Annotated in this window: 25 protein-coding genes; 13 read left to right on the top strand and 12 right to left on the bottom strand. The window is 57.5% G+C overall.

Annotation, left to right across the window (positions count from 1 at the left end):
- Together ACR3E6_RS05520 and ACR3E6_RS05515 are read left to right on the top strand one after the other, a co-directional pair.
- Positions 1-1,131, top strand: coding sequence for an alpha/beta hydrolase (locus tag ACR3E6_RS05520; RefSeq protein WP_348539739.1), 1,131 nt, complete (start codon positions 1-3; stop codon positions 1,129-1,131).
- Positions 1,128-2,348, top strand: a complete 1,221-nt coding sequence (locus ACR3E6_RS05515; RefSeq protein ID WP_480486194.1) for an MFS transporter — start codon at positions 1,128-1,130, stop codon at positions 2,346-2,348. Before ACR3E6_RS05520 ends, ACR3E6_RS05515 begins: the two co-directional genes overlap by 4 nt.
- On the opposite strand, the gene ACR3E6_RS05510 is transcribed toward ACR3E6_RS05515, so the two are convergent.
- The 3 genes from ACR3E6_RS05510 to ACR3E6_RS05500 are packed head-to-tail and all read right to left on the bottom strand — an operon-like array spanning position 2,345 to position 4,628.
- A complete protein-coding gene (locus ACR3E6_RS05510; RefSeq protein WP_480486192.1) occupies positions 2,345-2,932 on the bottom strand; it encodes a Smr/MutS family protein in 588 nt (195 codons plus the stop codon). The two genes, ACR3E6_RS05515 and ACR3E6_RS05510, sit on opposite strands and share 4 nt — an antisense overlap.
- Positions 2,932-3,972, bottom strand: coding sequence for a murein transglycosylase A (gene mltA, locus ACR3E6_RS05505; protein ID WP_480486190.1), 1,041 nt, complete (start codon positions 3,970-3,972; stop codon positions 2,932-2,934). The genes ACR3E6_RS05510 and mltA overlap by 1 nt, the downstream gene beginning before the upstream one ends.
- Positions 3,969-4,628 (bottom strand): Tim44/TimA family putative adaptor protein, encoded by a 660-nt coding sequence (locus tag ACR3E6_RS05500; RefSeq protein ID WP_152459622.1) that lies wholly within the window; start codon positions 4,626-4,628, stop codon positions 3,969-3,971. The genes mltA and ACR3E6_RS05500 overlap by 4 nt, the downstream gene beginning before the upstream one ends.
- A gap of 108 nt (positions 4,629-4,736) precedes the next feature.
- Between ACR3E6_RS05500 and ACR3E6_RS05495 the strand changes: the two genes are divergently transcribed.
- Together ACR3E6_RS05495 and secB are read left to right on the top strand one after the other, a co-directional pair.
- Positions 4,737-5,237 (top strand): FxsA family protein, encoded by a 501-nt coding sequence (locus ACR3E6_RS05495; RefSeq protein WP_480486189.1) that lies wholly within the window; start codon positions 4,737-4,739, stop codon positions 5,235-5,237.
- A gap of 54 nt (positions 5,238-5,291) precedes the next feature.
- Positions 5,292-5,792: a protein-export chaperone SecB gene (secB, locus tag ACR3E6_RS05490; RefSeq protein WP_152459620.1), complete on the top strand. Its 501-nt coding sequence runs from the start codon at positions 5,292-5,294 to the stop codon at positions 5,790-5,792.
- Between the two features lie 24 nt (positions 5,793-5,816).
- Here the strand turns inward: secB and dnaQ are convergent, their stop codons facing one another.
- The 4 genes from dnaQ to ACR3E6_RS05470 are packed head-to-tail and all read right to left on the bottom strand — an operon-like array spanning position 5,817 to position 8,551.
- Positions 5,817-6,539, bottom strand: a complete 723-nt coding sequence (dnaQ, locus tag ACR3E6_RS05485) for a DNA polymerase III subunit epsilon (RefSeq protein ID WP_171724000.1) — start codon at positions 6,537-6,539, stop codon at positions 5,817-5,819.
- Positions 6,532-7,125 carry a dephospho-CoA kinase gene (gene coaE / locus ACR3E6_RS05480; RefSeq protein ID WP_480486186.1) on the bottom strand — a complete coding sequence of 198 codons (594 nt, stop codon included), beginning with the start codon at positions 7,123-7,125 and terminating at the stop codon, positions 6,532-6,534. Before coaE ends, dnaQ begins: the two co-directional genes overlap by 8 nt.
- A complete protein-coding gene (locus ACR3E6_RS05475) occupies positions 7,122-7,955 on the bottom strand; it encodes a shikimate dehydrogenase (protein ID WP_171635358.1) in 834 nt (277 codons plus the stop codon). The genes coaE and ACR3E6_RS05475 overlap by 4 nt, the downstream gene beginning before the upstream one ends.
- Complete coding sequence (locus ACR3E6_RS05470; protein WP_152459616.1) at positions 7,952-8,551, bottom strand: Maf family protein; 600 nt, start codon at positions 8,549-8,551, stop codon at positions 7,952-7,954. The genes ACR3E6_RS05475 and ACR3E6_RS05470 overlap by 4 nt, the downstream gene beginning before the upstream one ends.
- Positions 8,552-8,955: 404 nt before the next feature.
- On the opposite strand from ACR3E6_RS05470, the gene ACR3E6_RS05465 reads away from it, so the two are divergent.
- The 7 genes from ACR3E6_RS05465 to ACR3E6_RS05435 all read left to right on the top strand — a co-directional run bounded on the left by ACR3E6_RS05465 (position 8,956) and on the right by ACR3E6_RS05435 (position 16,328).
- Positions 8,956-9,405: a CopD family protein gene (locus tag ACR3E6_RS05465; RefSeq protein ID WP_171171524.1), complete on the top strand. Its 450-nt coding sequence runs from the start codon at positions 8,956-8,958 to the stop codon at positions 9,403-9,405.
- Between the two features lie 122 nt (positions 9,406-9,527).
- Positions 9,528-10,799, top strand: a complete 1,272-nt coding sequence (gene rho / locus ACR3E6_RS05460) for a transcription termination factor Rho (RefSeq protein WP_171635359.1) — start codon at positions 9,528-9,530, stop codon at positions 10,797-10,799.
- A gap of 31 nt (positions 10,800-10,830) precedes the next feature.
- Entirely contained in the window at positions 10,831-12,117 is a 1,287-nt protein-coding gene (gene mnmE / locus ACR3E6_RS05455) for a tRNA uridine-5-carboxymethylaminomethyl(34) synthesis GTPase MnmE (RefSeq protein ID WP_171724003.1), read from the top strand.
- 12 nt (positions 12,118-12,129) lie between these two features.
- The gene (mnmG, locus tag ACR3E6_RS05450; RefSeq protein WP_480486184.1) at positions 12,130-13,998 is read left to right on the top strand and encodes a tRNA uridine-5-carboxymethylaminomethyl(34) synthesis enzyme MnmG; all 1,869 of its coding nucleotides are present in this window, start codon (positions 12,130-12,132) and stop codon (positions 13,996-13,998) included.
- Positions 13,998-14,615 carry a 16S rRNA (guanine(527)-N(7))-methyltransferase RsmG gene (gene rsmG / locus ACR3E6_RS05445; protein WP_480488097.1) on the top strand — a complete coding sequence of 206 codons (618 nt, stop codon included), beginning with the start codon at positions 13,998-14,000 and terminating at the stop codon, positions 14,613-14,615. The genes mnmG and rsmG overlap by 1 nt, the downstream gene beginning before the upstream one ends.
- Positions 14,608-15,411 (top strand): ParA family protein, encoded by an 804-nt coding sequence (locus ACR3E6_RS05440; protein ID WP_152459610.1) that lies wholly within the window; start codon positions 14,608-14,610, stop codon positions 15,409-15,411. Before rsmG ends, ACR3E6_RS05440 begins: the two co-directional genes overlap by 8 nt.
- Positions 15,412-15,431: 20 nt before the next feature.
- On the top strand, positions 15,432-16,328 hold the full coding sequence (locus ACR3E6_RS05435; RefSeq protein WP_171635364.1) for a ParB/RepB/Spo0J family partition protein: 897 nt from the start codon (positions 15,432-15,434) through the stop codon (positions 16,326-16,328).
- Here ACR3E6_RS05435 and ACR3E6_RS05430 read toward each other — a convergent pair.
- The 4 genes from ACR3E6_RS05430 to rph are packed head-to-tail and all read right to left on the bottom strand — an operon-like array spanning position 16,318 to position 19,142.
- On the bottom strand, positions 16,318-16,671 hold the full coding sequence (locus ACR3E6_RS05430) for a YbaN family protein (RefSeq protein WP_480486181.1): 354 nt from the start codon (positions 16,669-16,671) through the stop codon (positions 16,318-16,320). The two genes, ACR3E6_RS05435 and ACR3E6_RS05430, sit on opposite strands and share 11 nt — an antisense overlap.
- A 2-nt stretch (positions 16,672-16,673) precedes the next feature.
- A complete protein-coding gene (gene hemW / locus ACR3E6_RS05425) occupies positions 16,674-17,828 on the bottom strand; it encodes a radical SAM family heme chaperone HemW (RefSeq protein WP_480486179.1) in 1,155 nt (384 codons plus the stop codon).
- The gene (rdgB, locus tag ACR3E6_RS05420) at positions 17,818-18,432 is read right to left on the bottom strand and encodes an RdgB/HAM1 family non-canonical purine NTP pyrophosphatase (RefSeq protein WP_480486177.1); all 615 of its coding nucleotides are present in this window, start codon (positions 18,430-18,432) and stop codon (positions 17,818-17,820) included. Before rdgB ends, hemW begins: the two co-directional genes overlap by 11 nt.
- Positions 18,429-19,142, bottom strand: coding sequence for a ribonuclease PH (gene rph / locus ACR3E6_RS05415; RefSeq protein WP_171233535.1), 714 nt, complete (start codon positions 19,140-19,142; stop codon positions 18,429-18,431). The genes rdgB and rph overlap by 4 nt, the downstream gene beginning before the upstream one ends.
- Before the next feature lie 112 nt (positions 19,143-19,254).
- On the opposite strand from rph, the gene hrcA reads away from it, so the two are divergent.
- Together hrcA and ACR3E6_RS05405 are read left to right on the top strand one after the other, a co-directional pair.
- Positions 19,255-20,319 (top strand): heat-inducible transcriptional repressor HrcA, encoded by a 1,065-nt coding sequence (hrcA, locus tag ACR3E6_RS05410; protein ID WP_152459604.1) that lies wholly within the window; start codon positions 19,255-19,257, stop codon positions 20,317-20,319.
- Between the two features lie 10 nt (positions 20,320-20,329).
- The gene (locus ACR3E6_RS05405) at positions 20,330-20,893 is read left to right on the top strand and encodes a nucleotide exchange factor GrpE (RefSeq protein ID WP_171116719.1); all 564 of its coding nucleotides are present in this window, start codon (positions 20,330-20,332) and stop codon (positions 20,891-20,893) included.
- Between the two features lie 58 nt (positions 20,894-20,951).
- Here the strand turns inward: ACR3E6_RS05405 and mutS are convergent, their stop codons facing one another.
- Positions 20,952-23,567: a DNA mismatch repair protein MutS gene (gene mutS / locus ACR3E6_RS05400; RefSeq protein ID WP_480488095.1), complete on the bottom strand. Its 2,616-nt coding sequence runs from the start codon at positions 23,565-23,567 to the stop codon at positions 20,952-20,954.
- Positions 23,568-23,675: the final 108 nt, after the last annotated feature.

The raw sequence follows: 23,675 nt of genomic DNA, 5'->3' as shown, positions 1-23,675 counted from the left end.
GTGTGCACAAGTCACCCCGAGGTCTGGCCCGTGCTGCGATATTTCGTCATTCTGTTCATATGCCTTTCGCTCAGCGCCTGTGTCGACCGGACGGTGTCCGAGGTCGTGCCCGGTGCCGTGAACATCGGAACACCTGAAACCATCTTCGCAAGCACGACCCGCGCGCGTGAGGCCGATGGCTCCTATGGATTCCGACGCGGTGAAACGCTCAGGTTTCTGGAAACGACGGTTTCTATCCCACCCACGCATACGCCGGGTACGCTCCGCTTCTCCTACGCGAACCCGAATCCGCGGAAAGAATTCGTTCTGGCGGACGTGACCGAGTTGGATGGACCGCAGGGGCTGCGCAAACACCTGCGAGGACAGGATGATGTCACGATCTTTGTGCACGGCTACAATTCGACCCAGACCGAAACGATCTTCCGCGCGGCGCAGCTGACACATGACATCGGCCTCCCCGGATCAACGCTGGTGTATTCCTGGCCCAGCCGCGCGACGGGCTATGGATATGCCTATGATCTGGACAGTATGCTGTTCGCCCGCGACGGGTTGGAACAGACCATCCGCGAACTGAAAGCCATGGGTGTCAAACGCGTTATTCTGGTCGCACATTCCATGGGCGGTGCGTTGACGATGGAGATGATACGGCAAACCGAATTGCAGGAACCCGGCTGGGCCAAGCGAAACATCGAAGGGGTCGTTCTGATCTCGCCTGATCTTGATCTTGATCTGTTTCGATCGCAGATGAAACGTATCGACAACCCCCCCGATCCGTTCATCGTAATGGTGTCCCAAAAGGACAAGATTCTGAACATCTCGGGCCGCTTGCGTGGCACGGATGAGGGCCAGCGGTTGGGGAACATCAGTTCGGTTGACTCGCTCGAGGAATTCCCGATCAGCGTGATCGACACGACTGCTTTCAACAGTGATGCCGCATCCTCGCATTTCGTTGCCGCGACCTCTCCGGCTTTGTTGTCGATCCTCAACTCATTGCGGCGGGTCAACAATACCTTCGGGCGGGAAGACCGACCAGCCATTGATATCCTGGTACCACCCAGCGAGCGCAATCCAGACGGAGCCACTGAAATTGTTCTGACGGAAACCGGGCAGGCACAGGTTACCACTCCGTGACGCGGTTCAAGCTGCGTCGGTATCTTCTGGACAATGCCACCTGGCTTGGCGCTGGCGTTCTTCTGACGTTTTTATCCAGCTTCGGGCAAACATTCTTCATCTCGATCTTTGCCGGTGAAATCCGCGCGGAATTCGGCCTCGGCCACGGTGCGTGGGGTGGGCTATACACATTGGGCACAACCCTGTCGGCCATCGTGATGATCTGGGCCGGAGGGCTGACGGATATCCTTCGCGTCCGGGTGCTGGGTCCGGCGGTTCTGGCTGGGTTGGCCCTAGCCGCCCTTGCCATGGCGCTGAATACCTGGCTGCTCCTGTTGCCAGTGGTGATTTTTCTGCTGCGCCTGCTGGGTCAGGGGATGAGCACACATCTGGCCGTGGTCGCCATGGCGCGGTGGTTTACGGTCACGCGGGGCAAGGCGCTTTCCATTGCATCCATCGGCTATGCCATCGGTGAGGCCCTGCTGCCCCTGATCTTTGTTGCGGCCATGGTTTACCTGGACTGGCGTTGGCTGTGGGTCGTCGCGGCGGGGATGACCGCCTTGGGAATTCCCGTTCTGATGCGGCTGTTGCGCGAGGAACGAACACCGCAAAGCCTTGCCAGCGGATCCTCTGCCATTGGGATGCAGGGTCGCCACTGGAGCCGTCGCGACGCGCTGTTTGACCCCTTGTTCTGGTTCATAGTGCCCGCCGTGCTTGCGCCATCGGCATTCATCACCGCGTTTTTCTTCCATCAGGTCTATTTCGCCGAGGTCAAAGGCTGGCAGCATATCCAACTGGTCGCTCTGTTCCCGGTGTTTACCGGAGTATCACTGCTGTCGATGTTTGCTGCGGGCTGGGCATTGGACAAGTGGGGCACTGCGCGCATCATGCCATTCTATCAGCTTCCGATGGCGGTTGGGTTTGTGGTTCTGAGCATGACTGAATCAATCAGCGGCGCGACGATCGGGTTGGTGTTTCTTGGCCTGACGGTCGGAGCGAACAGCACGTTGCCCAGCGCGTTCTGGGCAGAATTCTATGGGACCCGGCATATCGGGGCCATCAAGGCGTTGGCTGCGGCTGTCATGGTACTGGGGTCAGCCATCGGTCCCGGTCTGACCGGCGTTCTGATTGACCTTGGTATCCCGCTGAGCGTTCAGTTTTTCTGGATTGGCCTGTTCTTCGTGCTGGTATGCAGCCTTGTTTGGGTCGGTATTTCCCGCGCCCGTCACGACCTTTAGCGCACGCGCCTGAGATACACGTAATACGCCCCGTCTCCGCCGTGGCTTATATGAGCCGGCGTGACCTGCATCACCGCCTGCACCAGCGGTGGGATCGACAACCAATGAGGAACCTGATTTCGCAGAACACCGCGCGGCGTCGGAATCGGACCGGGCTCGTCCCGATCCTTGCCTTTGCCGGTCACGACCAGAACCAGACGCTTACCCTGTGCTTGCGCGCTCAGGATGAATCGGATCAGCGCCGGATGGGCCGAAGCCACCCGCATACCGTGCAGATCCAGCTTGCCTTCGGGTTTCAGCTTGCCGCGCTTCATCCGGCCAAAGGCCTTGTTGTCCATCTGAACCGGTGCATTGCGCAACGCATCCGTCACCGAAGGCTTCAGGTCGTTCGGTTTCGGTTTCGACTGATGGGCCTGTCCAAGTTCGAATGCCTGAAAACGGGGTTTCGGCGTTTTCTTGGGCTTGGGTTTCGGCAAAGAGGTCGGATGGATCGTCTGCGGAATCTCGGGGTGCAGCCTCTCGGCCTGTTTGGCGACCTTGCGCCACAGCTCGATCTCTTCGCTTGTCAGTTTGCGCCGGGTCATCAGAATTCATCCGGCAACAGGGCATAGGCACGCTGGATGGGCAGCAACAGCACCATCCGACCCGGATCCTTCAGCTTACCCGCGGCATGACCGGCTTCGTCCCCCGTTCCGAAAAAGATATCGGCACGCTGCGCGCCTTTGATGGCCGCACCTGTATCCTGCGCGATCATCAGGCGGCGGATCGGTTTCTTGCCGTCTTTTTCCACCCAAACCGGCGCGCCCAACGGGGTATAGGCCGGGTCGACCGCAATGCTGCGCATCGTCGTGACAGATCGGTTCATGGCGCCCAACGGCCCAAGCTCGGGCGCGACACGTGAAACTTCGCGGAAAAACACGTATGATGGGTTGTGGAGAAGCAGTTCCGCGCCGGCCTCGGGGTTTTTGCGCACCCAGGCGCGGATCATCTGCGCGCTGACCTCATGCGCGCCAAGAATGCCGCGCCGCACCAGTTCCACGCCAATTGACCTGTAGGGATGCCCGTTCGCACCGCCATACCCGACGCGCAAAGCGCCGCCATCCGGCAATCGAACGCGGCCCGAACCCTGGATTTGCAGAAAAAACAACTCTACGGGGTCATCGACCCAGGCAATCTCAAGCCCGCGGCTCTGCATGACATCACTGGTCAGGATTTCTCGTCGGCTCAGCCAGGGCCCCTCAGCGCGGGCCTCGGGCGGCATCTTGTAGATGGGGTATTTGAAACGATCCGTCCGGGTACGCGCACCATCAAGTTCGGGTTCGAAATACCCCGTGAACAGGGCATCCTCACCATCCTCGACCAGAACAGGGCGAAAAAAGAGCTCAAAAAACGACCGTGCCGCTTCGGCATCATAGGTTCTTGCCACACCGCACAGGGCCCGCCAATCGGGATCCTTCAGATCCCCGCAGGTGTTCAGAAAAACGGACAGGGCTGCACCGTGGTCATCCTCGGCCCAGCCACGCAGATCATCGAACGACAGAATGGATCGCGTTGCCTCGGCCCCGGCAGCGCTGGCAGTGGTCATTGCACCCACCAGTAAAAGCGACCGGAGCGTGGCAATCATGCGTCCGTGGCAACAAGCAGCCAGTTCGGATCGTCCTTGCCCATCACACGGGCAAAGGTCCAGCTGTCCTTTTGGCGTTTCACGGTGTTGGGGCTGCCTTCGACGATATCGCCACCGCGATCCCGCACGACCGAAGTCAGTTCACCCACGAATTTCATGGTGATCTCGGCCTGATTGGTATCCTTGTCGAATTTCACATCCGTCAGGGTCGTCTCTCGGACACCGATGAACTCGGCCTCGATCGTCAGGCCCTGATCTTCTCGTGCGGCGACGCCCGCAACGAAGGATTCAAAAACTTCTTCCGACAGGAATGGCTGGATTTCGTCCAGGTTGCCCTTCTCAAACCCCATCACGATCATTTCATAGGCACCGCGGGCACCCTGAACAAACTCGGTGACGGAAAAACCGGGTTCAACGCGTTTCATCGCCGCCAGCGTCTGCGCCAGCTCGCTGTCTTCCGGGACATGGTCTGTGATGTCATGATCCGGGCCGCCTTCGATCACTTCGAAATCGCGGCGCGACTTATGCGCTTCGGGCTGCTGCTGCACAGGCGGTTTCTCAAAACCTTCACGCGTGCCCAACACGCTCTTGAGGCGCAGGATCAGGAAAACGGCAATTCCGGCCAGGACCAGCAACTGGATCATGGGTTCGTTCATTTCATCCTCTTTTCAGAACCGCGGCTTTGTATACGCGGCCTCATGCCACTATGTAGGTGACCGTAGGTGGCAAGTCCACAGCCCGGCCTAAGGGAAAGGATAACGCAAATGTATCTGTTCTTGGCATTTTTGTTGGTGCCCATCATCGAGATCGCGCTGTTTATTCAGGTTGGCGGGTTGATCGGCTTGTGGCCAACCCTTGCCATCGTAGTGCTAACGGCGGTTTTGGGCACTGTTTTGGTGCGGACACAAGGTCGCATGGCGTTGGGAAACCTGCAACGGTCGTTTGCCGAACTGGACGACCCGACCGAGCCGCTGGCCCATGGTGCGATGATCCTGTTGTCGGGCGCTTTGTTGCTTACACCTGGATTCTTTACTGATGCCATTGGATTTGCGTTGCTTGTTCCCGGCGTGCGGGTCGCGGTTTTCAGGTATCTCAGATCGAAAGTCACCGTTACCCAGTTTCAGATGGGTCAAGGCCCCGGTTTTCAATCTCGTGGAAACCCGTTCGATCAGGGTGATATCATAGATGGCGACTTTACCGAGGTCCGCCCGAAAAATAATCCGTCAAAGCCGTCTAAATGGGTGGAAGGCCCCCACCGGCATTGAGGTGCCGCGCCCAACTTGATAAGCAGTGGCGAATTTCATTTTTGGAGTAGATCCATGGCCGAAGAAAAAGCTGCAGAAAACACTGCGGCCAAAGCCGCCCCGCAAGTTCAGATGCGCGTTCTGGGGCAGTTCATCCGCGACATGTCCTTTGAGAACGTGATGGCCCAAAAGGGTGTTTCCGGTGACGTACAGCCCGAAATCGCGGTTCAGGTGAATCTGGACGCCAAGAAGCGCCCGGCTGACCACCAGTTCGAAGTGTCGATCAAGCTGAACCTGACATCCAAAGCCAAAGGCCTGGAAGACGTTCTGTTCCTGTGTGAACTGGACTATTGCGGCCTGTTCCACGTGGAAGGTGTGCCGGAAGACCAGCTGCACCCGTTCCTGATGATCGAATGCCCGCGGATGCTATTCCCGTTCCTGCGCCGCATCGTCAGCGACATCACTCGCGACGGCGGTTTCCCACCGGTGAATCTGGACAATATCGATTTCGTCGCCCTGTACCGCAACGAATTGATGCGTCGTCAGGCCGAACAGTCCCAGAAGACAGACGCCTGAGGGTTTGGCCCGTGCCTGACGGGTTCAGGTGCGGGTCCACAGGGCATTGTCGCCCAGTTTTTCTATGAATGCATCATGTGCCGCGCGTTCATCCTCGGTAATACGAGACGGCAGTGGCGTTGCTCGTGGTGCCGGTCGCCAATCATCGCTGCCGCCTGCCACGGATGATGCAGATGTTGACAGTCCAAAATCGGGCTGTCGTCCTCCGATCAGCTCAAGATAAACCTCGGCCAGGATTTCAGAGTCGAGCAACGCGCCGTGCAGCACACGGTTCGAGTTGTCGATATTGAAGCGACGGCAAAGCGCATCCAGTGAGGCCGGAGAGCCGGGAAACCGTTTGCGCGCAATTGCCAGCGTATCCAGCGCCTGTTCCATCGGGATGAGCGGGGCACCCATCCATTTCAGTTCGGCATTCAGGAACTTCATGTCGAAAGATGCATTGTGGATCACCAGCCGCGCATCGCCGACGAATTCGCGAAAAGCGTGACCGATCTTGGCAAAAACCGGTTTGTCTTTCAGCGTCACTTCACCCTTTTCGGGCGGGCGTGGGTTTTCCAACAGGTCCGGGCCGATGCCATGCACGCCAAATGCCTCTTCCGGCATCGAACGTTCGGGATTGATGTAGACGTGATACGTCTCACCCGTTGCGACGTGGTTCCACAGTTCAACGGCGCCGATTTCCACGATCCGATCACCGCTTTCGGGATCGAAACCCGTGGTTTCGGTGTCGAGTACAATTTCACGCATCTGCCATTCCCGCCCGTATCTGCCTGACCACATCCTGCACCTGCGCGCGGGCGTGGTCCAGAGTGTCGGTCACGATGACGTAATCCGACAGCGCGCATTTTTCTTCATTCGGCATCTGCTTGGCGCGGATTTGCTCGAACTGCGCCTCGGTCATTGTGCCCCGTTCCATGACACGCCGCTTTTGCTCGTCGGCCGGGATCAAAACACAAGCCACCGCGTCCATCGCCGCGTCACCGCCCGTTTCAAACAAAAGCGGAATGTCGAACACCAGGATGTCGTTTGTCGCGGCTTCACGAAATGCTGCGCGGTCAGCAGCGACCAGAGGGTGGACGATGGCTTCGATGGCCTTCAGCGCAGCAGGATCGGCGGCAATTATCTGTTTTAGCGACTCCCGGTTGACCGCACCGTCCTGAATGGCCGACGGAAACAATCGTTCCATGGGGCCAACGGCCGCGCCCCCCCTGGAATACAGGCGATGCACCGCCGCATCCGCATCCCACAAGGCACAACCTTCTTCGACGAACATCTGCGCCGTTGTGCTTTTCCCCATGCCAATGGAACCGGTCAGGCCAAGCGCGAAACTCATGCCAAGGCCGCCGCACGCGCATCAGCATCAACTTCGGGGCGCACGCCGAACCAGCGTTCGAAACCGGGCACTGCCTGATGCAGCAACATGCCCAGCCCATCGACTGCGGTGCATCCTGCCTGTTCAGCGGTTTGCAACAGGCGGGTTTTCAATGGCGCATAAACCAGATCCGTCACCACGGCACCGGGCTGCAACCCATCAAGCGGAACCCGCAATTCCGGTTGGCCCTGCATGCCCAACGAGGTGGTGTTCACCACGAGTTCTGCGTTTTCGATGACATTTCCGGCCTGAACCCAATCCACCACGCGGATACGTTGACCGAATTCCTCTTTCAGATGATCCGCACGGGCGCGGGTTCGGTTGGTCAGCAGGATTTCCGGAACACCCGCGTCAGATAATGCCTGCAACACGGCGCGCGCGGCCCCTCCGGCCCCGAAGACAACAGCCGGTCCGTCCTTTGCATTCCAGTCCGGAGCACCAGTGCGAAGATTCTCCATGAACCCGTACCCGTCAGTGTTATCCGCGTGGATCGAGCCATCTTCACGAAACACCAGAGTGTTCGCCGCACCTATCACTGTTGCGCGGTCAGACGCATGATCCGCGATCTTCAAGGCGGCTTCCTTGTGGGGAACGGTCACATTGGCGCCGACAAAACCCGCCCTGGGCAGGGTGCGCAGCACAGTTTCCAGGTCGGCGGGTGCCACATCCATCGGGATGTAATGACCGGCAAGACCGTATGTCTTAAGCCAATGACCATGCAGTTTGGGGGATCGTGAGTGACCAATGGGATGTCCAATCACACCGGCCAAAGGAACCCGATAGTCCGTCATTGATCGATTACCCCTTTGACAGCCAGAAAGTTGAGCAGCTCCAACAGGGGCATACCCAAAACGTTAAAATAGTCGCCGTCAATGGTGGCGAACAGGCGGACACCTTCTTCCTCCAGCTTGTAAGCTCCGACGGCGTGGCGGATACTGTCCCAGTTTCGCGCGACGTAATCTTTCAGATAGGCGTCGGAACTGGCCCGCATCCGCAATCGTACCTGCCCCACATGCCGCCAGACCGGCTGAGCATTCTGATAGATCACCGCTGCGGACAAAAGCATGTGACGCTTGCCTCGCATGGCTTTCAGCTGGGCCAACGCCTGTTCGGGGGTTTCCGGCTTTGACATCAGTTGACCGTCAAAATCCAGAACCTGATCACATCCCAGAACCATGGCACCGGGATTTTTGTCACTGACCTTCCGCGCCTTCATTTCTGCGAGTGTATCGGCAATGTCCCGTGGTGATGCGTTTTCAGCCAGCAGGGCGCGTTTGGCCGTCTCTTCATCCACGCGCGCGGTTTGAACCACAAACGGTACGCCTGCATTTTCAAGCAGCTGCGCGCGAATGGCGGACCCGGAAGCAAGAAGAATGGGGACAGACATGTGGAAAACCCCGTGCGCAAATAATTGAGAGTTCAGGGGTGCTTTGTATGGTTTTCCGGTTGACACGCAACCCCGGGGATTTCGCGCCAGAGATCCCAGAGTCGCTCAAATCTCATCCCGTCCGGACAAGGATAAGTCGGTTTCTCTGGAAAACCCCGATATCCCAAATTCTCCTACCAGTTATCCCCAAGCGGAACGAGGAATACTGTTATTAAACTATTGATTTTAAATGATAAAAATATCCACCAACAGAATCACCTGAAAAATTCCGTGCTCTGTCCACCTGGGGAAAACACTTGTGTAAAAAAGTAATCCACGGATTTTACTCACCCTACAAAACCATCATCCTTTTTCTTTTCTTATTTTTTTATTAGGGAGGGTCCCGAACAACGCCCGGAGCCGAAATGACCGATCTTCTGTTCACTTTGTACCCATGGGTGAAGTCACTCCATATCATGGCGGTGATTTCGTGGATGGCCGGCCTGTTCTACCTGCCCAGGTTGTTCGTCTATCACGTCGAAAAGGCGCAGGCCGTCGAAGGCGCACAGGACATTTTCTTTGAAATGGAAGAAAAGCTGCTGCGTGTGATCATGAGACCCGCGATGATCGTTGCGTGGGTTTGTGGTTTGATCATGGTGTTCACGCCCGGCATCGTGGGATGGGACTGGAGCTGGCCTTGGGTCAAGGGCGCTGCCGTGATCGGCATGACCTGGTTTCATCACTGGCTGATGGCGCGACGCAAGGATTTTCTGGAAGGGCGAAACACGCTCAGTGGGCGGCAGTTTCGCATGATGAACGAGGTCCCGACCGTTTTGATGGTTGCCATCGTTCTGGCGGTTGTTCTGAAGTTCTGAGGGCATGTTTGACTCCGCCCCGCACTGCGCTTATGTAGGGGTCAACACGCCCGTCCGGGCGGCGTATCTTCCATACTGAAATTCCACTTCGTGCCGCGCTGTCAGCGGTGAAGGTATATATCATGACAACCGAATCCCTGAATCTTGCTGACCTGAAAGCCAAAAGCCCCAAAGACCTTCTGGCGATGGCCGAAGAGCTGGAGATCGAAAACGCCTCGACCATGCGCAAGGGCGAGATGATGTTCCAGATCCTGCGTGAACGCGCCGATGAAGGCTGGACCGTTGGTGGCGATGGCGTGCTTGAAGTGCTTCAGGACGGATTCGGCTTCCTGCGCTCGCCCGAGGCGAACTATCTGCCCGGCCCGGATGACATCTACGTCTCACCCGAGATGATCCGCCAGCACTCATTGCGGACAGGGGATACCGTGGAAGGCGAGATCAAAGCCCCGGATGAGAATGAGCGCTATTTCGCGCTGACGAAGGTAACCAAGATCAACTTCGAAGACCCGGAAAAGGCCAGGCACAAGATCCTGTTCGACAACCTGACGCCGCTTTATCCGGATGAGCGGCTGAAGATGGAGATCGAGGATCCGACCATCAAGGACAAGTCTGCACGGGTGATCGACCTGGTCGCGCCGATCGGCAAGGGCCAGCGGTCGTTGATCGTGGCGCCGCCGCGCACCGGTAAGACGGTGATCCTGCAAAACATCGCGCACTCGATCGAGCGCAACCACCCGGAATGCTACCTGATCGTCCTGCTGATCGACGAACGCCCGGAAGAAGTCACCGACATGCAGCGTTCAGTGAAGGGCGAGGTGGTATCCTCGACCTTTGATGAACCCGCGACGCGCCACGTGGCTGTGTCGGAAATGGTCATCGAAAAAGCCAAGCGTTTGGTCGAGCATAAACGAGATGTTGTTATTCTTCTTGATTCGATCACAAGACTTGGTAGGGCCTTTAACACGGTGGTCCCATCCTCGGGTAAAGTTCTGACCGGTGGTGTGGATGCAAACGCCCTGCAACGGCCCAAGCGTTTTTTTGGCGCGGCGCGGAACATTGAAGAGGGTGGTTCGCTGACCATCATCGCAACTGCACTGATTGATACCGGCAGCCGGATGGACGAGGTCATCTTTGAAGAATTCAAAGGTACTGGTAACTCGGAAATCGTTCTGGATCGCAAGATCGCGGACAAGCGAGTGTTCCCGGCCATCGACATCCTCAAATCCGGCACGCGGAAAGAGGATCTTTTGGTCGACAAGGGCGATCTGGCCAAGACCTTCGTTCTGCGGCGTATCCTCAACCCGATGGGCACGACCGACGCAATCGAGTTCTTGTTGTCCAAGTTAAAGCAGACAAAGACAAACAGCGAATTCTTCGATTCCATGAACACCTGACACTGGTCTTTAACTCTAGCGAGGCCTTCGAATGGATACGATATTCGCCTTGGCCAGCGCGCAGGGCAAAGCCGGGGTGGCGGTCATCCGCCTCTCGGGTCCGGACTCTCATTCAGCTGCGGCGCGCCTGACGGGTGGTGCGCTGCCAAAGCGTGGCATGGTCCTGCGCACTCTGACCGATCATGGCGGAGCACGTTTGGACGACGGATTGGTCTTGACCTTCCAGGCCCCGGCCAGTTTTACCGGTGAGGACGTGGCCGAGCTTCAGATTCATGGAAGCACCGCCTCTGTCAACGCCGTTCTGCGTTGCCTGTCGGATACGGAAGGATTGCGCATCGCTGAACCGGGTGAGTTCACACGACGGGCGCTGGAAAACGGCAAGATGGACCTGACTCAGGTCGAAGGCCTGGCCGATCTAATCGATGCAGAAACGGAAGCACAACGTAAGCAGGCTCAGACCATTCTGGCGGGCGAGCTGGGCACGTTGGCTGAACGGTGGCGTCGGGATTTGATACGGGCTGCGTCCCTGTTGGAGGCTGTCATCGATTTTGCTGATGAAGAAGTTCCAACCGATGTGACGCCGGAAGTGCGCGAGCTGATCCAAGGCGTCATGTCGGACCTTCATCGCGAAGCAGATGGCGTCAAGATTGCCGAGCGAATTCGTACAGGGTTCGAGGTTGCGATCGTCGGCCTTCCAAATGCGGGAAAATCCACTCTTTTGAATGCTTTGGCAGGCCGTGAGGCGGCCATTACTTCGGAATATGCCGGGACCACGCGCGATGTGATCGAAGTTCGAATGGATCTGGCTGGTTTACCGGTGACCTTGCTGGATACGGCAGGCCTGCGAGAGACCGAAGATCATGTCGAAAACCTGGGTATCGAGCTTGCGCGCAGCAGAGCAGAGGCCGCCGACCTTCGCGTTTTCCTGTCTGAAACACCGAAGGACCTGGGGGTGGAGATGCGGGAAGATGATATACATGTTTTGCCCAAAGCAGATCTTAGAGGGATCGGGGAAAAGGGTGTTTCAGGGAAATCTGGACAGGGAATAGATGCGTTAGTAGACCAGATATCGTGTGTTTTGCGCCAGCGAACCACTACCCATGGTATTGCAACTCGGGAACGTCACCGCATTGCAATCACCAGAGCATTGGACTCACTCACATCTGCAATCTCGGTTCTGGAATCAGGCCCAGACCTGTATGATATAGCGGCAGAGGAGCTGAGAACCGCCATACGCGCCCTTGAATCCTTGGTGGGCAGAATTGACGTGGAAACTCTGCTGGATGAAATCTTCTCCAGCTTCTGTTTGGGAAAATAAGGAGTGTTTCACGTGAAACATTCGAAGTTTGATGTCATCGTCATCGGCGCAGGTCACGCCGGAACCGAGGCCGCTCATGCATCAGCCAGAATGGGTGCTACAACTGCGCTGGTGACGCTGTCCGCAACGGACATTGGCGTCATGTCCTGCAATCCAGCGATTGGCGGTTTGGGGAAAGGCCATCTTGTGCGTGAGATTGACGCCTTGGATGGCGTCATGGGTCGGGTGGCGGATCAGGCGGGCATTCAGTTTCGATTATTGAACCGTCGAAAGGGGCCCGCCGTTCAGGGGCCGAGAGCGCAGGCGGATCGCGCCCTTTATCGTCTTGCCATGCAACAGGTAACGGAGAAGCAGGATAACCTGTCCGTCGTTGTCGGCGAGGTTGTCGATTTCCTGATGAACGGCGAAAAGGTTGCAGGTGTTGTTCTTTCCGATGGATCAGAACTTTCCGCGCGCGCCGTTATTTTGACGTCCGGTACGTTTCTAAGGGGCGTCATCCATATCGGTGACGTGTCTCGCCCAGGAGGGAGAATGGGGGATCGGCCTTCCATCAAACTGGCTGAGCGGTTGGATGGATACGATCTTCCCATGGGGCGATTGAAAACCGGAACACCACCGCGTCTGGACGGGCGGAGCATTGATTGGTCCGATCTTGAAAGGCAGGACGGCGACGATGAACCAACCCTGTTTTCTTTCATGTCGAAATCCGTTGTCGCGCCCCAGATTTCTTGTGGAATTACGCATACAAATGCGCGAACTCATGAGATCATTGCGGCGAATCTTTCGAAATCTGCCATGTATGGCGGTCACATCGATGGGGTAGGCCCGCGTTACTGCCCTTCGATCGAAGACAAGATCGTACGCTTCGCCGACAAGGAATCGCATCAAATCTTCCTTGAACCCGAAGGGGTCAACGACCACACAATCTATCCGAACGGCATATCGACATCTCTGCCCCAGGATGTTCAGCTGGACTACGTGCGGTCGATCAAAGGCTTGGAAAATGCAGAGATTCTGCAACCGGGATATGCAATCGAATACGACTATGTTGATCCGCGCGTCCTGAGTGCTTCTTTATCCTTGCCGGCTGTTCCCGGACTATATCTAGCGGGCCAGATAAATGGGACCACAGGATATGAGGAAGCTGCGGCTCAGGGCATGGTGGCCGGACTCAACGCGGCGTTAGAGACCCAAGGGCGGGAGCCTATCCATTTTACACGATCCGACAGTTATATTGGCGTAATGATCGACGATTTAACAACTCGAGGAGTTGCCGAACCTTACCGCATGTTCACGTCACGCGCGGAGTTCCGGCTATCTCTGCGTGCCGACAATGCTGATCAACGGCTGACTCCGCTTGGTTTGGAATTGGGGTGCGTCGGAGAAGGGCGCAAGGTTCAGTTCGAAGATAAAATGAACCAACTTGAGAGTGTGAAGTCAAAGCTGACGGAACGCACTTATACGCCCAAGGAAGTTCTCGCTGCCGGTATAAACGTTAATCAGGACGGAAACCGAAGGGATGGGATGGCAATTCTGGCGTTTCCCGATACCTCATTTGAAGATTTGTTGCCTCTCGTTCCTGATCTGCAGGACGTTGACCCAAAGATCAGGCTTCAGATCGAGAGGGACGCCTTGTATGCCAACTACATTGCCAGACAAAAGCGGGATGTCGAAGCAATGAAGCGGGATGAATCCTATGTTATCCCGAATGAGTTCGACTATTTTGCCTTGGACGGCCTGTCTTCGGAGATGAAACAGAAGCTGTCGCAGGCGAAACCCGCCAATATCGCTCAGGCAAGCCGTGTCGAGGGCGTCACTCCGGCAGCGCTGACGCTCGTTCTGGCAAAACTGCGCCGGGATCAAAGAGCTCGTCAGGCATGATGGTTGATTATTCGAAGTTTGAAGACCTGAATGTTTCACGTGAAACATTCGATCGCCTCGTGACCTATGTTGATCTGGTGAAGCGTTGGAATCCTAAGATCAACCTCGTGTCTAAGAACAGTTTGGAGCATATCTGGGATCGGCATATTCTTGATTCGGTGCAAGTCTATCGGTGCGCTGACAGTTTTGACACCTGGGCAGACCTGGGAAGCGGAGGCGGATTCCCTGGTATGGTCTGCGCCATCATCGCTGCGGAAGAAAACCCAGGCGCCGCATTCAATATGATCGAGAGCGACCAGCGGAAATCAGCTTTCTTGCGCAGTGTTGCGCGGGAATGCGGCATAAAATGCACGGTGATCTCAAAAAGGATTGAATCGGCTGATCCTTTGGCTGCAAGCATAATTTCTGCCCGAGCACTGGCTGACTTGCGCACCCTGTTGTCCTTTTGTGACAGGCATTTACACACCAACGGGACAGCGTTGTTGCCCAAAGGCGCAAATTGGAAAAAAGAGCTGGAAGACGCACGTGAGGAATGGAATTTCGAGGCTGAGGCGATTACAAGTTTAACTGAACCTCAAGCCGTTATCCTTAAGATAAATGGAGTATCACGTGGTTGATTTGTCTCGACCTTCAGGGCCTCGGATAATTGCTGTTGCCAATCAGAAGGGCGGGGTCGGAAAAACAACCACAGCGATCAACCTTGCAGCAGGATTGGCCGAATCCGGGTGTCGGGTGCTGGTGGTTGACCTTGACCCGCAGGGGAACGCTTCGACAGGTTTGGGTGTCGAAGATCGAGACTGGACAACTTATGATTTGATCCTCGACGACGCGCCATTGGAAGCCGTCGTTCAGGAGACTGAAATCGAAGGTCTTTTCGTTGTTCCGGCGACCGTTGATCTGAGTTCCGCCGATATTGAACTGATCTCCAACGAAAAACGCAGCTATCTTTTGCATGATGCTTTGAGGCAGCCAGCCATAGATGCGTTTGAACTGGATTTCGTGCTTATCGACTGCCCGCCATCCTTAAACTTGTTGACCGTGAATGCAATGGTTGCTTCGCATTCGGTGCTTGTTCCGCTGCAGAGCGAGTTCTTTGCTCTTGAAGGGCTTTCACAACTGATGCTGACGATTCGAGAGGTCCGCCAAACGGCGAATCCAGATCTGAGAATCGAAGGTATTGTGTTGACCATGTATGACAACCGCAACAACTTGTCCCGTCAGGTTGAAAAGGACGCGCGTGACAATCTGGGTGAGATGGTCTTTAAAACGAAGATACCCAGAAATGTGCGGGTCAGCGAAGCGCCGTCATATGCGCTGCCTGTTTTGCAATATGACTCGGGATCGCTTGGGGCCATGGCCTACCGGCATCTTGCTCGTGAGATCTTGCACAAGAACAATAAGACCGCTGCCTGAGCGGGAACGAGGAGGGCGACATGAGCGCCAAGAAAGCAAAGTCCAGAGGATTGGGGCGGGGGTTGTCTGCCCTTATGGCGGATGTGAATCCTGAATCAGAAGGCCGGATTTCAACGGATGCACGCAGACCGGATCTGAAAGTCCCGATTGAAAAGCTGAAAGCCAACCCCAACCAGCCGCGCCGGACATTCATGCCCGAGCAGTTGGACGAGCTGGCAGCGTCGGTTAAGGAAAAAGGTATTATTCAGCCGTTGATCGTTCGCTCGACGGGGTCCGATGAATACGAAATCGTCGCGGGGGAACGCCGTTGGCGCGCGGCACAGATGGCGCAGCTGCATGATATCCCGGTGATTGTGCGTGAATTCGATGATACGGAAGTGTTGGAAGTTGCGATTATCGAAAACATCCAACGCGCGGATCTGAACGCGGTGGAAGAGGCCGCCGGCTACAAGCAGTTGATGGACCGGTTTGGTCACACACAGGAAAAGCTCGCCGAGGCCCTGGGTAAAAGCCGCAGCCACATCGCAAATCTTTTGCGGCTTCTGTCCTTGCCGTTGGATGTTCAAACCCTTGTTATTGAAGGAAAATTATCTGCGGGCCACGCCAGGGCGCTGATTACGGCGGAAAATCCGTCGGAACTTGCGAAACAGATCGTCAAGGATGGCTTGTCGGTGCGCGCAACCGAGGCTCTGGTCAAAAAACAGCAGCAAGGCACTGCCGAGCGTTCTGCGCCGCGCTCCAGAAATCTGGATGCTGGAAAGGATGCAGACACACGTGCGTTGGAAAAAGACCTGTCCGCGATCCTGGCGATGAAAGTTTCAATCAATCACAAGGCCGGAACGGAAACGGGACAAGTTGTTCTGACCTACGAAAACCTGGATCAGCTGGACGACTTGTGCGCCAAGCTCAGCCGTTAGGCCGTGACCAGATAAAGATCATGACACCGCCCAGCACAACCGCCTGAATGATCAACACAAAAGGCGGTGCTGACAACAAAACAGAGAGTCCAAAAACGGCGGCGATCGAGACGGTTGCCGCCTTTTTTGCGGCTGGTCGAATGGCACCGGAACTTTGCCAATCAAGAATCAGTGGCCCAAAAAGGTTATGGGTCACAAGCCAATTGTGCAGCTGCGAGGATGAGCGGGCGAAGAAAAACGCGGCAAGCAGAAGAAAAGGCACCGTTGGAAGAAGGGGCAGGACAACTCCAACAGCCGCCATAGCAACACAAAGCAATCCCAGTCCGGCCCAAAGATACTGCATGCTCAGTCCAACAGCTCCCGGATGACCGCGTTCAATACGGCGCGCCCGTCTGATGTGGCGATGAGGCGCCCGTTGCTGCGCCGAACCATGTTGATGTCGGTCAGATGATCTATGGCTTCAGAAGGAAGAGAGCGGCCAGACAAGGCTTGCCACCTGTCCATATCTAGTCCCTCAGTAATTCTCATACCCATCATAAGGTATTCATTTGCCTGATCTTCAAGGGGCAATGCGCTGCGGTTCATTTCACCATTGCCTTGATTCGCGGCATCAAGCCAACGCTGGGGGTTCAGATAGGTTTCGGTCGCGTATTTCCGACCATTCAGGGTAATCCTCCCATGGGCGCCGGGGCCGATGCCCACATAGTCGCCATACCGCCAGTAAATCAGGTTGTGCTGCGATTCTGCGCCCGGTCGGGCATGGTTCGAAACTTCATAGGCCGGCAAGCCATGTGCTTCGCAGATTTCCTGTGTGGCCAGATACATGTCGGCGGCACTGTCATCTTCGGGCAAGCCGCGTAACTTACCGACGGCGTATCGATCGCCAAAGGCCGTCCCGTCTTCGATCGTCAATTGATAGAGCGACAGGTGGTCGATGGCCATCGATAGCGCTTGGGTCAGTTCCTCTTGCCAGGCGTCCAGTGTCTGGTGTTGGCGCGCATAGATCAGGTCAAAGCTGACCCGGTTGAAACAGTTGCGGGCGATGTCAAAGGCGGCGCGGGCCTCTGCCACGGTGTGGATGCGGCCCAGCCGCCTCAGGTCTTCGTCATTCATCGCCTGAATGCCCATCGAAACCCGGTTCACGCCTGCATCGCGATAGGCGGCGAACCGCCCGGCCTCGACCGAACCGGGATTGGCCTCGAGGGTGATTTCCATGTCATTGGCGGGCCGCCACAGGGCGCGGGCGGTGTCGATCACGGCGGCCACTGTTTCGGGCGCCATCAGCGAGGGGGTGCCGCCGCCAAAGAAGATCGTGTTCAGAACCCGATCGGGCGTTTCGGCAGCAGATCGGTGAAGCTCGGATAGATAGGCGTCAAGCCATTGTTTTTGATCAATATTATTTGAAACATGGCTGTTGAAGTCGCAATAGGGGCATTTGGCCTGGCAAAAGGGCCAATGCACGTACAGGCCAAAGCCCCCGTTGCGCCAATCATCCGCCAAAGCAGCCTTTCACGAACATTTCCACCGCGCGACCGCGGTGGCTGATCTTGTTCTTTTCCCAGCGATCCATCTCGGCAAAGGTAATGTCGTAGCCGTCGGGGACAAACATCGGGTCATAGCCGAACCCGTCCTTGCCGCGGATCGGCCAGACCAGATGACCGGGCGCGATGCCTTCGAACACTTCGTCGTGCTCGTCGGGCCAGGCCAGAACCAATGTGCAGCGGAATTGGGCCGTGCGGGGATGCGGTGCGTTTTTTGCTTCAAGCTCGTCATGGGCGCGGGTCATGGCCATCAGGAAATCGCGGCCATTTCCGGTTTCGGCCCAGTCGGCGGTGTACACGCCCGGCGCGCCGTCCAGCGCATCGATGGTGATCCCGGAATCGTCCGACAGGGCGGGCAGTCCGGTGGCCTGTGCGGCGGCGTGGGCCTTGATCCGGGCATTGCCGACAAATGTGTCCTCGGTCTCTTCCGGCTCGGGCAGGTCCATCTCGGCCGCGCCCACGACCGTCACGCCAAAGGGCTCGAGCAGATGGGCCATCTCCTCAAGCTTGCCTTTGTTGTGGGTGGCGACCAACAACCTGTCGCCGTCGAACTTGCGGGTCATGCGGTGGCGGCCTTTTGCGCGGCCGCAAGTTCGGACACGCCTTTTTCCGCCAGATCCATCAGTTGATCCATTTGGGCGCGGCTGAAAACCGAGCCTTCGGCGCTCATCTGCACTTCGATCAGTTTGCCGGATCCGGTCATGATGAAGTTGCCATCTACGCCCGCTTCGCTGTCTTCGGGGTAATCAAGGTCCAGCACCGGCTGACCTGCATAAATGCCACAGGACACGGCCGCGACCGGATCAACCAGCGGGTCCGAGATCACGTCGCCGGTCTTCATCAGCTTGTTAACCGCCAGACGCAGCGCGACCCAGCCGCCGGTGATTGACGCGCAGCGGGTGCCGCCATCGGCCTGGATCACATCACAGTCCACGGTGATCTGACGCTCGCCCAGAGCAACCCGATCGACGCCGGCGCGCAGGGCGCGGCCGATCAGGCGCTGGATTTCGACCGTGCGGCCCCCTTGTTTGCCCGCGGCCGCCTCGCGCCGCATCCGCGTATTGGTGGCACGGGGCAGCATGCCGTATTCGGCTGTGACCCATCCCAGGCCCGAGCCCTTGATAAACGGCGGCACGCGATCTTCGATCGTAGCGGTGCACAGAACATGCGTGTCGCCCATTTTGATCAGGCAGGAACCTTCGGCATGTTTCGTGACTCCCGTCTCGATTGAAACGGCGCGCATTTCACTTAAATCTCTTCCAGAGGGTCGCATCGGAATTCCTTTGTTTGCTGGGTTGGGGATAACGCCCCGCAGCGTTACGATGCAACCCCGATTGACCTTTCATTTGCCTGCTATTTAATGACGAACGAGCAGGGGAACACGGATGAGCGAAGCGAGCAAGATTCTGGACGAGATGAACGACCGGTCACGCGAAGTGTTCCGGCTGATTGTCGAGAGCTATCTGGAAAGCGGAGAGCCCGTCGGCAGCCGTACTTTGACGCGTACGTTGTCAGAAAAAGTCAGTGCTGCAACTGTCCGCAATGTGATGCAGGATCTGGAGTTTCTGGGCCTTCTGGATAGCCCCCATGTCAGCGCCGGCCGAATCCCGACGCAGCAAGGCCTGCGAATGTTTGTGGACGGATTGCTTGAGGTCGGTGACCTGGGTGCCGATGACCGGCAGAAACTGGAGCAGACATTAGGCTCTAACACGGGTGATGTTGGTGGAATGCTGGACCGTGTCGGCTCTGCCTTGTCTAACGTGACACAAGGGGCCTCGCTGGTTCTGACGCCCAAGCATGAATCGGAAATCAAACATATCGAATTTGTTTCTCTGGGCCATGATCGGGCTTTGGTGGTTTTGGTTTTCTCGGACGGACATGTGGAAAACCGGCTGTTCACGCCGCCGCCTGGGCAAACACCCAGTTCCATGCGCGAGGCCGCGAACTTCCTGAACGCACTTATCGAGGGACGGACACTCAGCGAAGTGCGGCGGCAAATGCAGACGCAGATCGATGCGCGCAAGCAGGAAATCGACACTCTGGCCCGTGAGATGGTCGAAAGCGGAATGGCCGTTTGGGACGGAGACGGAAGCGACTCGGCCCGTTTGATCGTGCGCGGGCGCGCGAATCTTTTGAACGAACCCGGTCAGGCCGAGGAACTTGACCGCATCCGCACCCTGTTCGATGACCTTGAGCGCAAGCGAGACATCGCCGAATTCCTTGAATTGACCGAGGAAGGCGAGGGTGTGCGCATTTTTATCGGGTCTGAGAACAAACTTTTCTCACTTTCGGGTTCCTCTTTGGTGGTGTCTCCTTATATGAACGCTGATCGAAAGATAATCGGTGCGGTGGGGGTCATCGGACCCACACGTCTGAATTATGGGCGGATCGTACCGATCGTGGATTATACGGCGCAACTGGTCGGCAAGCTGATATCCGACCGGAGCTAGAGGGTAAAAGATGGCAGAGCCGAAGAACGAAGATTTTCTGGACGATATCGCAACCGCCGAGGCCGAAGAGCTGGCCGAAGAGCTGATGGATATCAGCGAAGAAGAACTGGAACTGGACGCGCTGCGGGCCGAACGGGATGACTATAAAGACAAGTTCATGCGCGCGCTGGCGGATGCCGAAAACATGCGCAAGCGCAGCGACAAGGCGCGCCGAGATGCGGAACAGTATGGCGGATCCAAGCTGGCCCGCGATATGCTGCCCGTCTATGACAACATGAAGCGCGCCCTGGAAGCTGCGACGGATGAGCAGAAAGAAGTGGCTGCTGGTCTGCTGGAAGGCGTCGAATTGACCATGCGCGCTTTGAAGGACGTGTTCCAGAAGCACGGAATCGAAGTGATCACACCCGAAGTGGGCGACCGGTTTGATCCGAACGTGCATGAGGCCATGTTCGAGGCGCCTGTTCCCGGAACCAAGGCAGGAGACATCATTCAGGTGTCCGCCGAAGGGTTCATGTTGCACGATCGTCTGTTGCGCCCGGCACAGGTGGGCGTGTCGTCAACCCCGGCAAGCTGAAACGCGCCCAAGGGCGCGTGCCTTCGGCGAGAGTATTTGGGAAAAGATGAAGGGGCGGTCAGGATCTGGCCGCCTCTTTCAGTTTGTAGATCAGATCGAGGGCCTCGCGCGGGGTCAGTTCGTCCGGCAGGATCTGGTCCAGCATATCGGTGACTGGCGACGCTTTCGGGACCGGCTGCGGCGGGGGCGGTGAGGCGGAAAACAGCGGCAGATCGTCGATCAGCGCCTTCTGCTTGCCGCCCTCGCGTTCCGTTTTCTCCAACTGGTCCAGAACCACGCGGGCGCGTTCGACCACGGATGCGGGAAGCCCGGCCAATTGCGCGACCTGCACGCCATAGGAGCGGTCGGCGGCGCCCTTGTGGACCTCGTGCAGGAATATCACCTCGCCGTCCCATTCCTTGACCGCGACGGTGGCGTTTTCGACGCCTTCCAGTTTACCGGCCAGCGCGGTCAGCTCGTGGTAATGCGTGGCGAAAAGCGCGCGGCAGCGGTTGGCGGCGTGCAGATGTTCCAGCGTGGCCCAGGCGATGGACAGGCCGTCATAGGTGGCGGTGCCACGCCCGATTTCGTCCAGGATCACCAGCGCCCGGTCATCAGCCTGGTTGAGGATGGCGGCGGTTTCCACCATCTCGACCATGAAGGTCGACCGGCCCCGCGCCAGATCGTCGGACGCGCCTACGCGGCTGAAAAGCTGGCTGACCACGCCGATATGCGCCTGCTCGGCCGGGACGTAGCTGCCCATCTGGGCCAACAGGGCGATCAGCGCATTCTGGCGCAGAAAGGTCGACTTACCGGCCATGTTCGGACCGGTAAGTAACCAGATGGCGGCGCCGTCCTGGGCGCTGAGGTCGCAGTCATTGGCGATGAAGGCATCGCCCGATTGCTGGCGCAGCGCGTGCTCGACCACAGGGTGGCGGCCCGCGACGATGTCGAAGGCGCGCGATCCGTCCACCTGCGGGCGGCACCAGTTCTCGCCCCGCGCCAGATCGGCCAGCGCGGTGGTTAGGTCCAGCTCGGCCAGCCCGCGCGCGGCCTGATTGACGCGGGCAGCCTGCGCCAAAATCTTGTCAGAAAGCCTTTGATAGAGCCGCTTCTCGATCTCCAATGCCAAATTGCCGGCGTTCAGGATGCGGGTTTCGATCTCGCTGAGTTCAACTGTGGTGAACCGCACCTGGTTGGCGGTGGTCTGACGATGGATATAGGTCTCGGAAAATGGCGGGTTCAGCATCTTCTCGGCATGGGTGGCCGTGGTTTCGATGAAATAGCCCAGCACGTTGTTGTGCTTGATCTTCAACGAGGCGATGCCGGTATGTTCGGCATATTTCCGCTGAAACCCGGCAATGACCGAGCGGCCTTCGTCCCGCAGGGTGCGGGCCTCGTCCAGTTCGGGGTCGAAACCCGGCGCGATGAAGCCGCCATCGCGCGCCAGCAGCGGCGGGTCGGCGACCAGCGCCTGATCCAGCAGGTCGAGCAGATCGTCAAAGCCCACAAGGTTCTGCACCGCAGTCGCCAGCAGCACCGGCAGGTCCTGACCTTCGCAGATTTCGGAAATTGCCTGCGCCTGCGCCAGCCCGTTGCGGATGGCGGCCAAGTCGCGCGGGCCGCCTCGGTCCAGCGACAGGCGCGACAGGGCGCGGTCCAGATCGGGAGTTTTGCGCAGAGCCTCGCGCAGGTCCGATGCGATCAGGCTGTCTTCAGCGGCAAAACTAACCGCGTCCAACCGTCCGTGAATAACATCGAGGGTAAGCGAAGGGCTGGACAGGCGCTGCTCCAGCAACCGTGCGCCGCCGGGCGTGACCGTACGATCCACCACGGATAACAGCGATCCGGCGCGCCCGCCGGACAGGGATCGAGTCAGTTCCAGATTGCGACGCGTGGCGGCGTCGATTTGCACAACACGGTCCTCGGATTCCTTGAGTGGTGTTTGCAGCAGGGGTAGTTTGCCTTTTTGAGTAATCTCCAAATAGCCAATCAAGGCACCCATCGCCGATACTTCTGCGCGCCCGAAGGACCCGAACGCGTCCAGAGCATTCACATGAAACAATCCGCAGATGCGTTTTTCCGCCGCAGTGCTGTCGAAGCTGGCTCGTCCAATTGGTGTCAGCGAAATTCCCAGATCTCGTACCGTTTCCTGCAAAGGCTGTTCCACCCCGTCGGCCACGATCAGCTCGGATGGGGCCAGCCGGGCCAGCTCGGGGCTCAGCCGGACCGAGGTCAATGGCATCACGTGAAACGCCCCGGTTGAGATATCTGCCCAAGCCAGCGCGGCCTCGTCGCGCACCTCGGAATAGGTAGCCAGAAAATTGTGACGACGGGCTTCCAGCAGGGCATCCTCGGTCAGCGTACCGGGTGTCACCAGTCGCACGACATCGCGCTTTACGACTGATTTAGAGCCTCTTTTCTTCGCTTCAGCGGGGCTTTCCATCTGTTCGCAGACAGCGACGCGGAACCCTTTGCGGATCAGTGTCAGCAAATACCCTTCGGCGGCGTGAACCGGCACGCCACACATTGGAATGTCAGTTCCGTTGTGTTTGCCGCGTTTGGTCAGGGCGATGTCCAGCGCCTCGGCGGCGTTCACGGCATCCTCAAAGAACATCTCGTAGAAATCGCCCATGCGATAGAACAGCAGGGCATCCGCGTGGGCCTCTTTGATTTCCAGGTATTGCGCCATCATCGGCGTGACGTTGGACAAGGCTGCTCCCCTCTGGCGTATTCCGGCGCGACCTTACAAACCCGGCCCCTGCGACGAAAGGTGAAAACGTATTGTCGTTGAGACGCGCCT

Source organism: Ruegeria sp. AL3 (assembly GCF_056536065.1).
Note: the sequence above shows the minus strand (reverse complement) of the source record. Positions and strands in the feature narration are given on the sequence as shown.

Bases quoted from the DNA above. Each gene is read 5' to 3' on its own strand.
- rph (WP_171233535.1), bottom strand. From the start codon at position 19,142: ATGCGACCCTCTGGAAGAGATTTAAGTGAAATGCGCGCCGTTTCAATC.
- ACR3E6_RS05405 (WP_171116719.1), top strand. From the start codon at position 20,330: ATGGCAGAGCCGAAGAACGAAGATTTTCTGGACGATATCGCAACCGCC.
- coaE (WP_480486186.1), bottom strand. From the start codon at position 7,125: ATGAGTTTCGCGCTTGGCCTGACCGGTTCCATTGGCATGGGGAAAAGC.
- ACR3E6_RS05475 (WP_171635358.1), bottom strand. From the start codon at position 7,955: ATGACGGACTATCGGGTTCCTTTGGCCGGTGTGATTGGACATCCCATT.
- rdgB (WP_480486177.1), bottom strand. From the start codon at position 18,432: ATGACCCGCAAGTTCGACGGCGACAGGTTGTTGGTCGCCACCCACAAC.
- dnaQ (WP_171724000.1), bottom strand. From the start codon at position 6,539: ATGCGTGAAATTGTACTCGACACCGAAACCACGGGTTTCGATCCCGAA.
- rsmG (WP_480488097.1), top strand. From the start codon at position 13,998: ATGGTTGATTATTCGAAGTTTGAAGACCTGAATGTTTCACGTGAAACA.
- rho (WP_171635359.1), top strand. From the start codon at position 9,528: ATGACAACCGAATCCCTGAATCTTGCTGACCTGAAAGCCAAAAGCCCC.
- ACR3E6_RS05500 (WP_152459622.1), bottom strand. From the start codon at position 4,628: ATGAACGAACCCATGATCCAGTTGCTGGTCCTGGCCGGAATTGCCGTT.
- mnmE (WP_171724003.1), top strand. From the start codon at position 10,831: ATGGATACGATATTCGCCTTGGCCAGCGCGCAGGGCAAAGCCGGGGTG.
- mltA (WP_480486190.1), bottom strand. From the start codon at position 3,972: ATGATTGCCACGCTCCGGTCGCTTTTACTGGTGGGTGCAATGACCACT.
- ACR3E6_RS05510 (WP_480486192.1), bottom strand. From the start codon at position 2,932: ATGACCCGGCGCAAACTGACAAGCGAAGAGATCGAGCTGTGGCGCAAG.
- ACR3E6_RS05470 (WP_152459616.1), bottom strand. From the start codon at position 8,551: ATGTCTGTCCCCATTCTTCTTGCTTCCGGGTCCGCCATTCGCGCGCAG.
- ACR3E6_RS05435 (WP_171635364.1), top strand. From the start codon at position 15,432: ATGAGCGCCAAGAAAGCAAAGTCCAGAGGATTGGGGCGGGGGTTGTCT.
- mutS (WP_480488095.1), bottom strand. From the start codon at position 23,567: ATGATGGCGCAATACCTGGAAATCAAAGAGGCCCACGCGGATGCCCTG.
- ACR3E6_RS05430 (WP_480486181.1), bottom strand. From the start codon at position 16,671: ATGCAGTATCTTTGGGCCGGACTGGGATTGCTTTGTGTTGCTATGGCG.
- secB (WP_152459620.1), top strand. From the start codon at position 5,292: ATGGCCGAAGAAAAAGCTGCAGAAAACACTGCGGCCAAAGCCGCCCCG.
- hrcA (WP_152459604.1), top strand. From the start codon at position 19,255: ATGAGCGAAGCGAGCAAGATTCTGGACGAGATGAACGACCGGTCACGC.
- ACR3E6_RS05495 (WP_480486189.1), top strand. From the start codon at position 4,737: ATGTATCTGTTCTTGGCATTTTTGTTGGTGCCCATCATCGAGATCGCG.
- ACR3E6_RS05465 (WP_171171524.1), top strand. From the start codon at position 8,956: ATGACCGATCTTCTGTTCACTTTGTACCCATGGGTGAAGTCACTCCAT.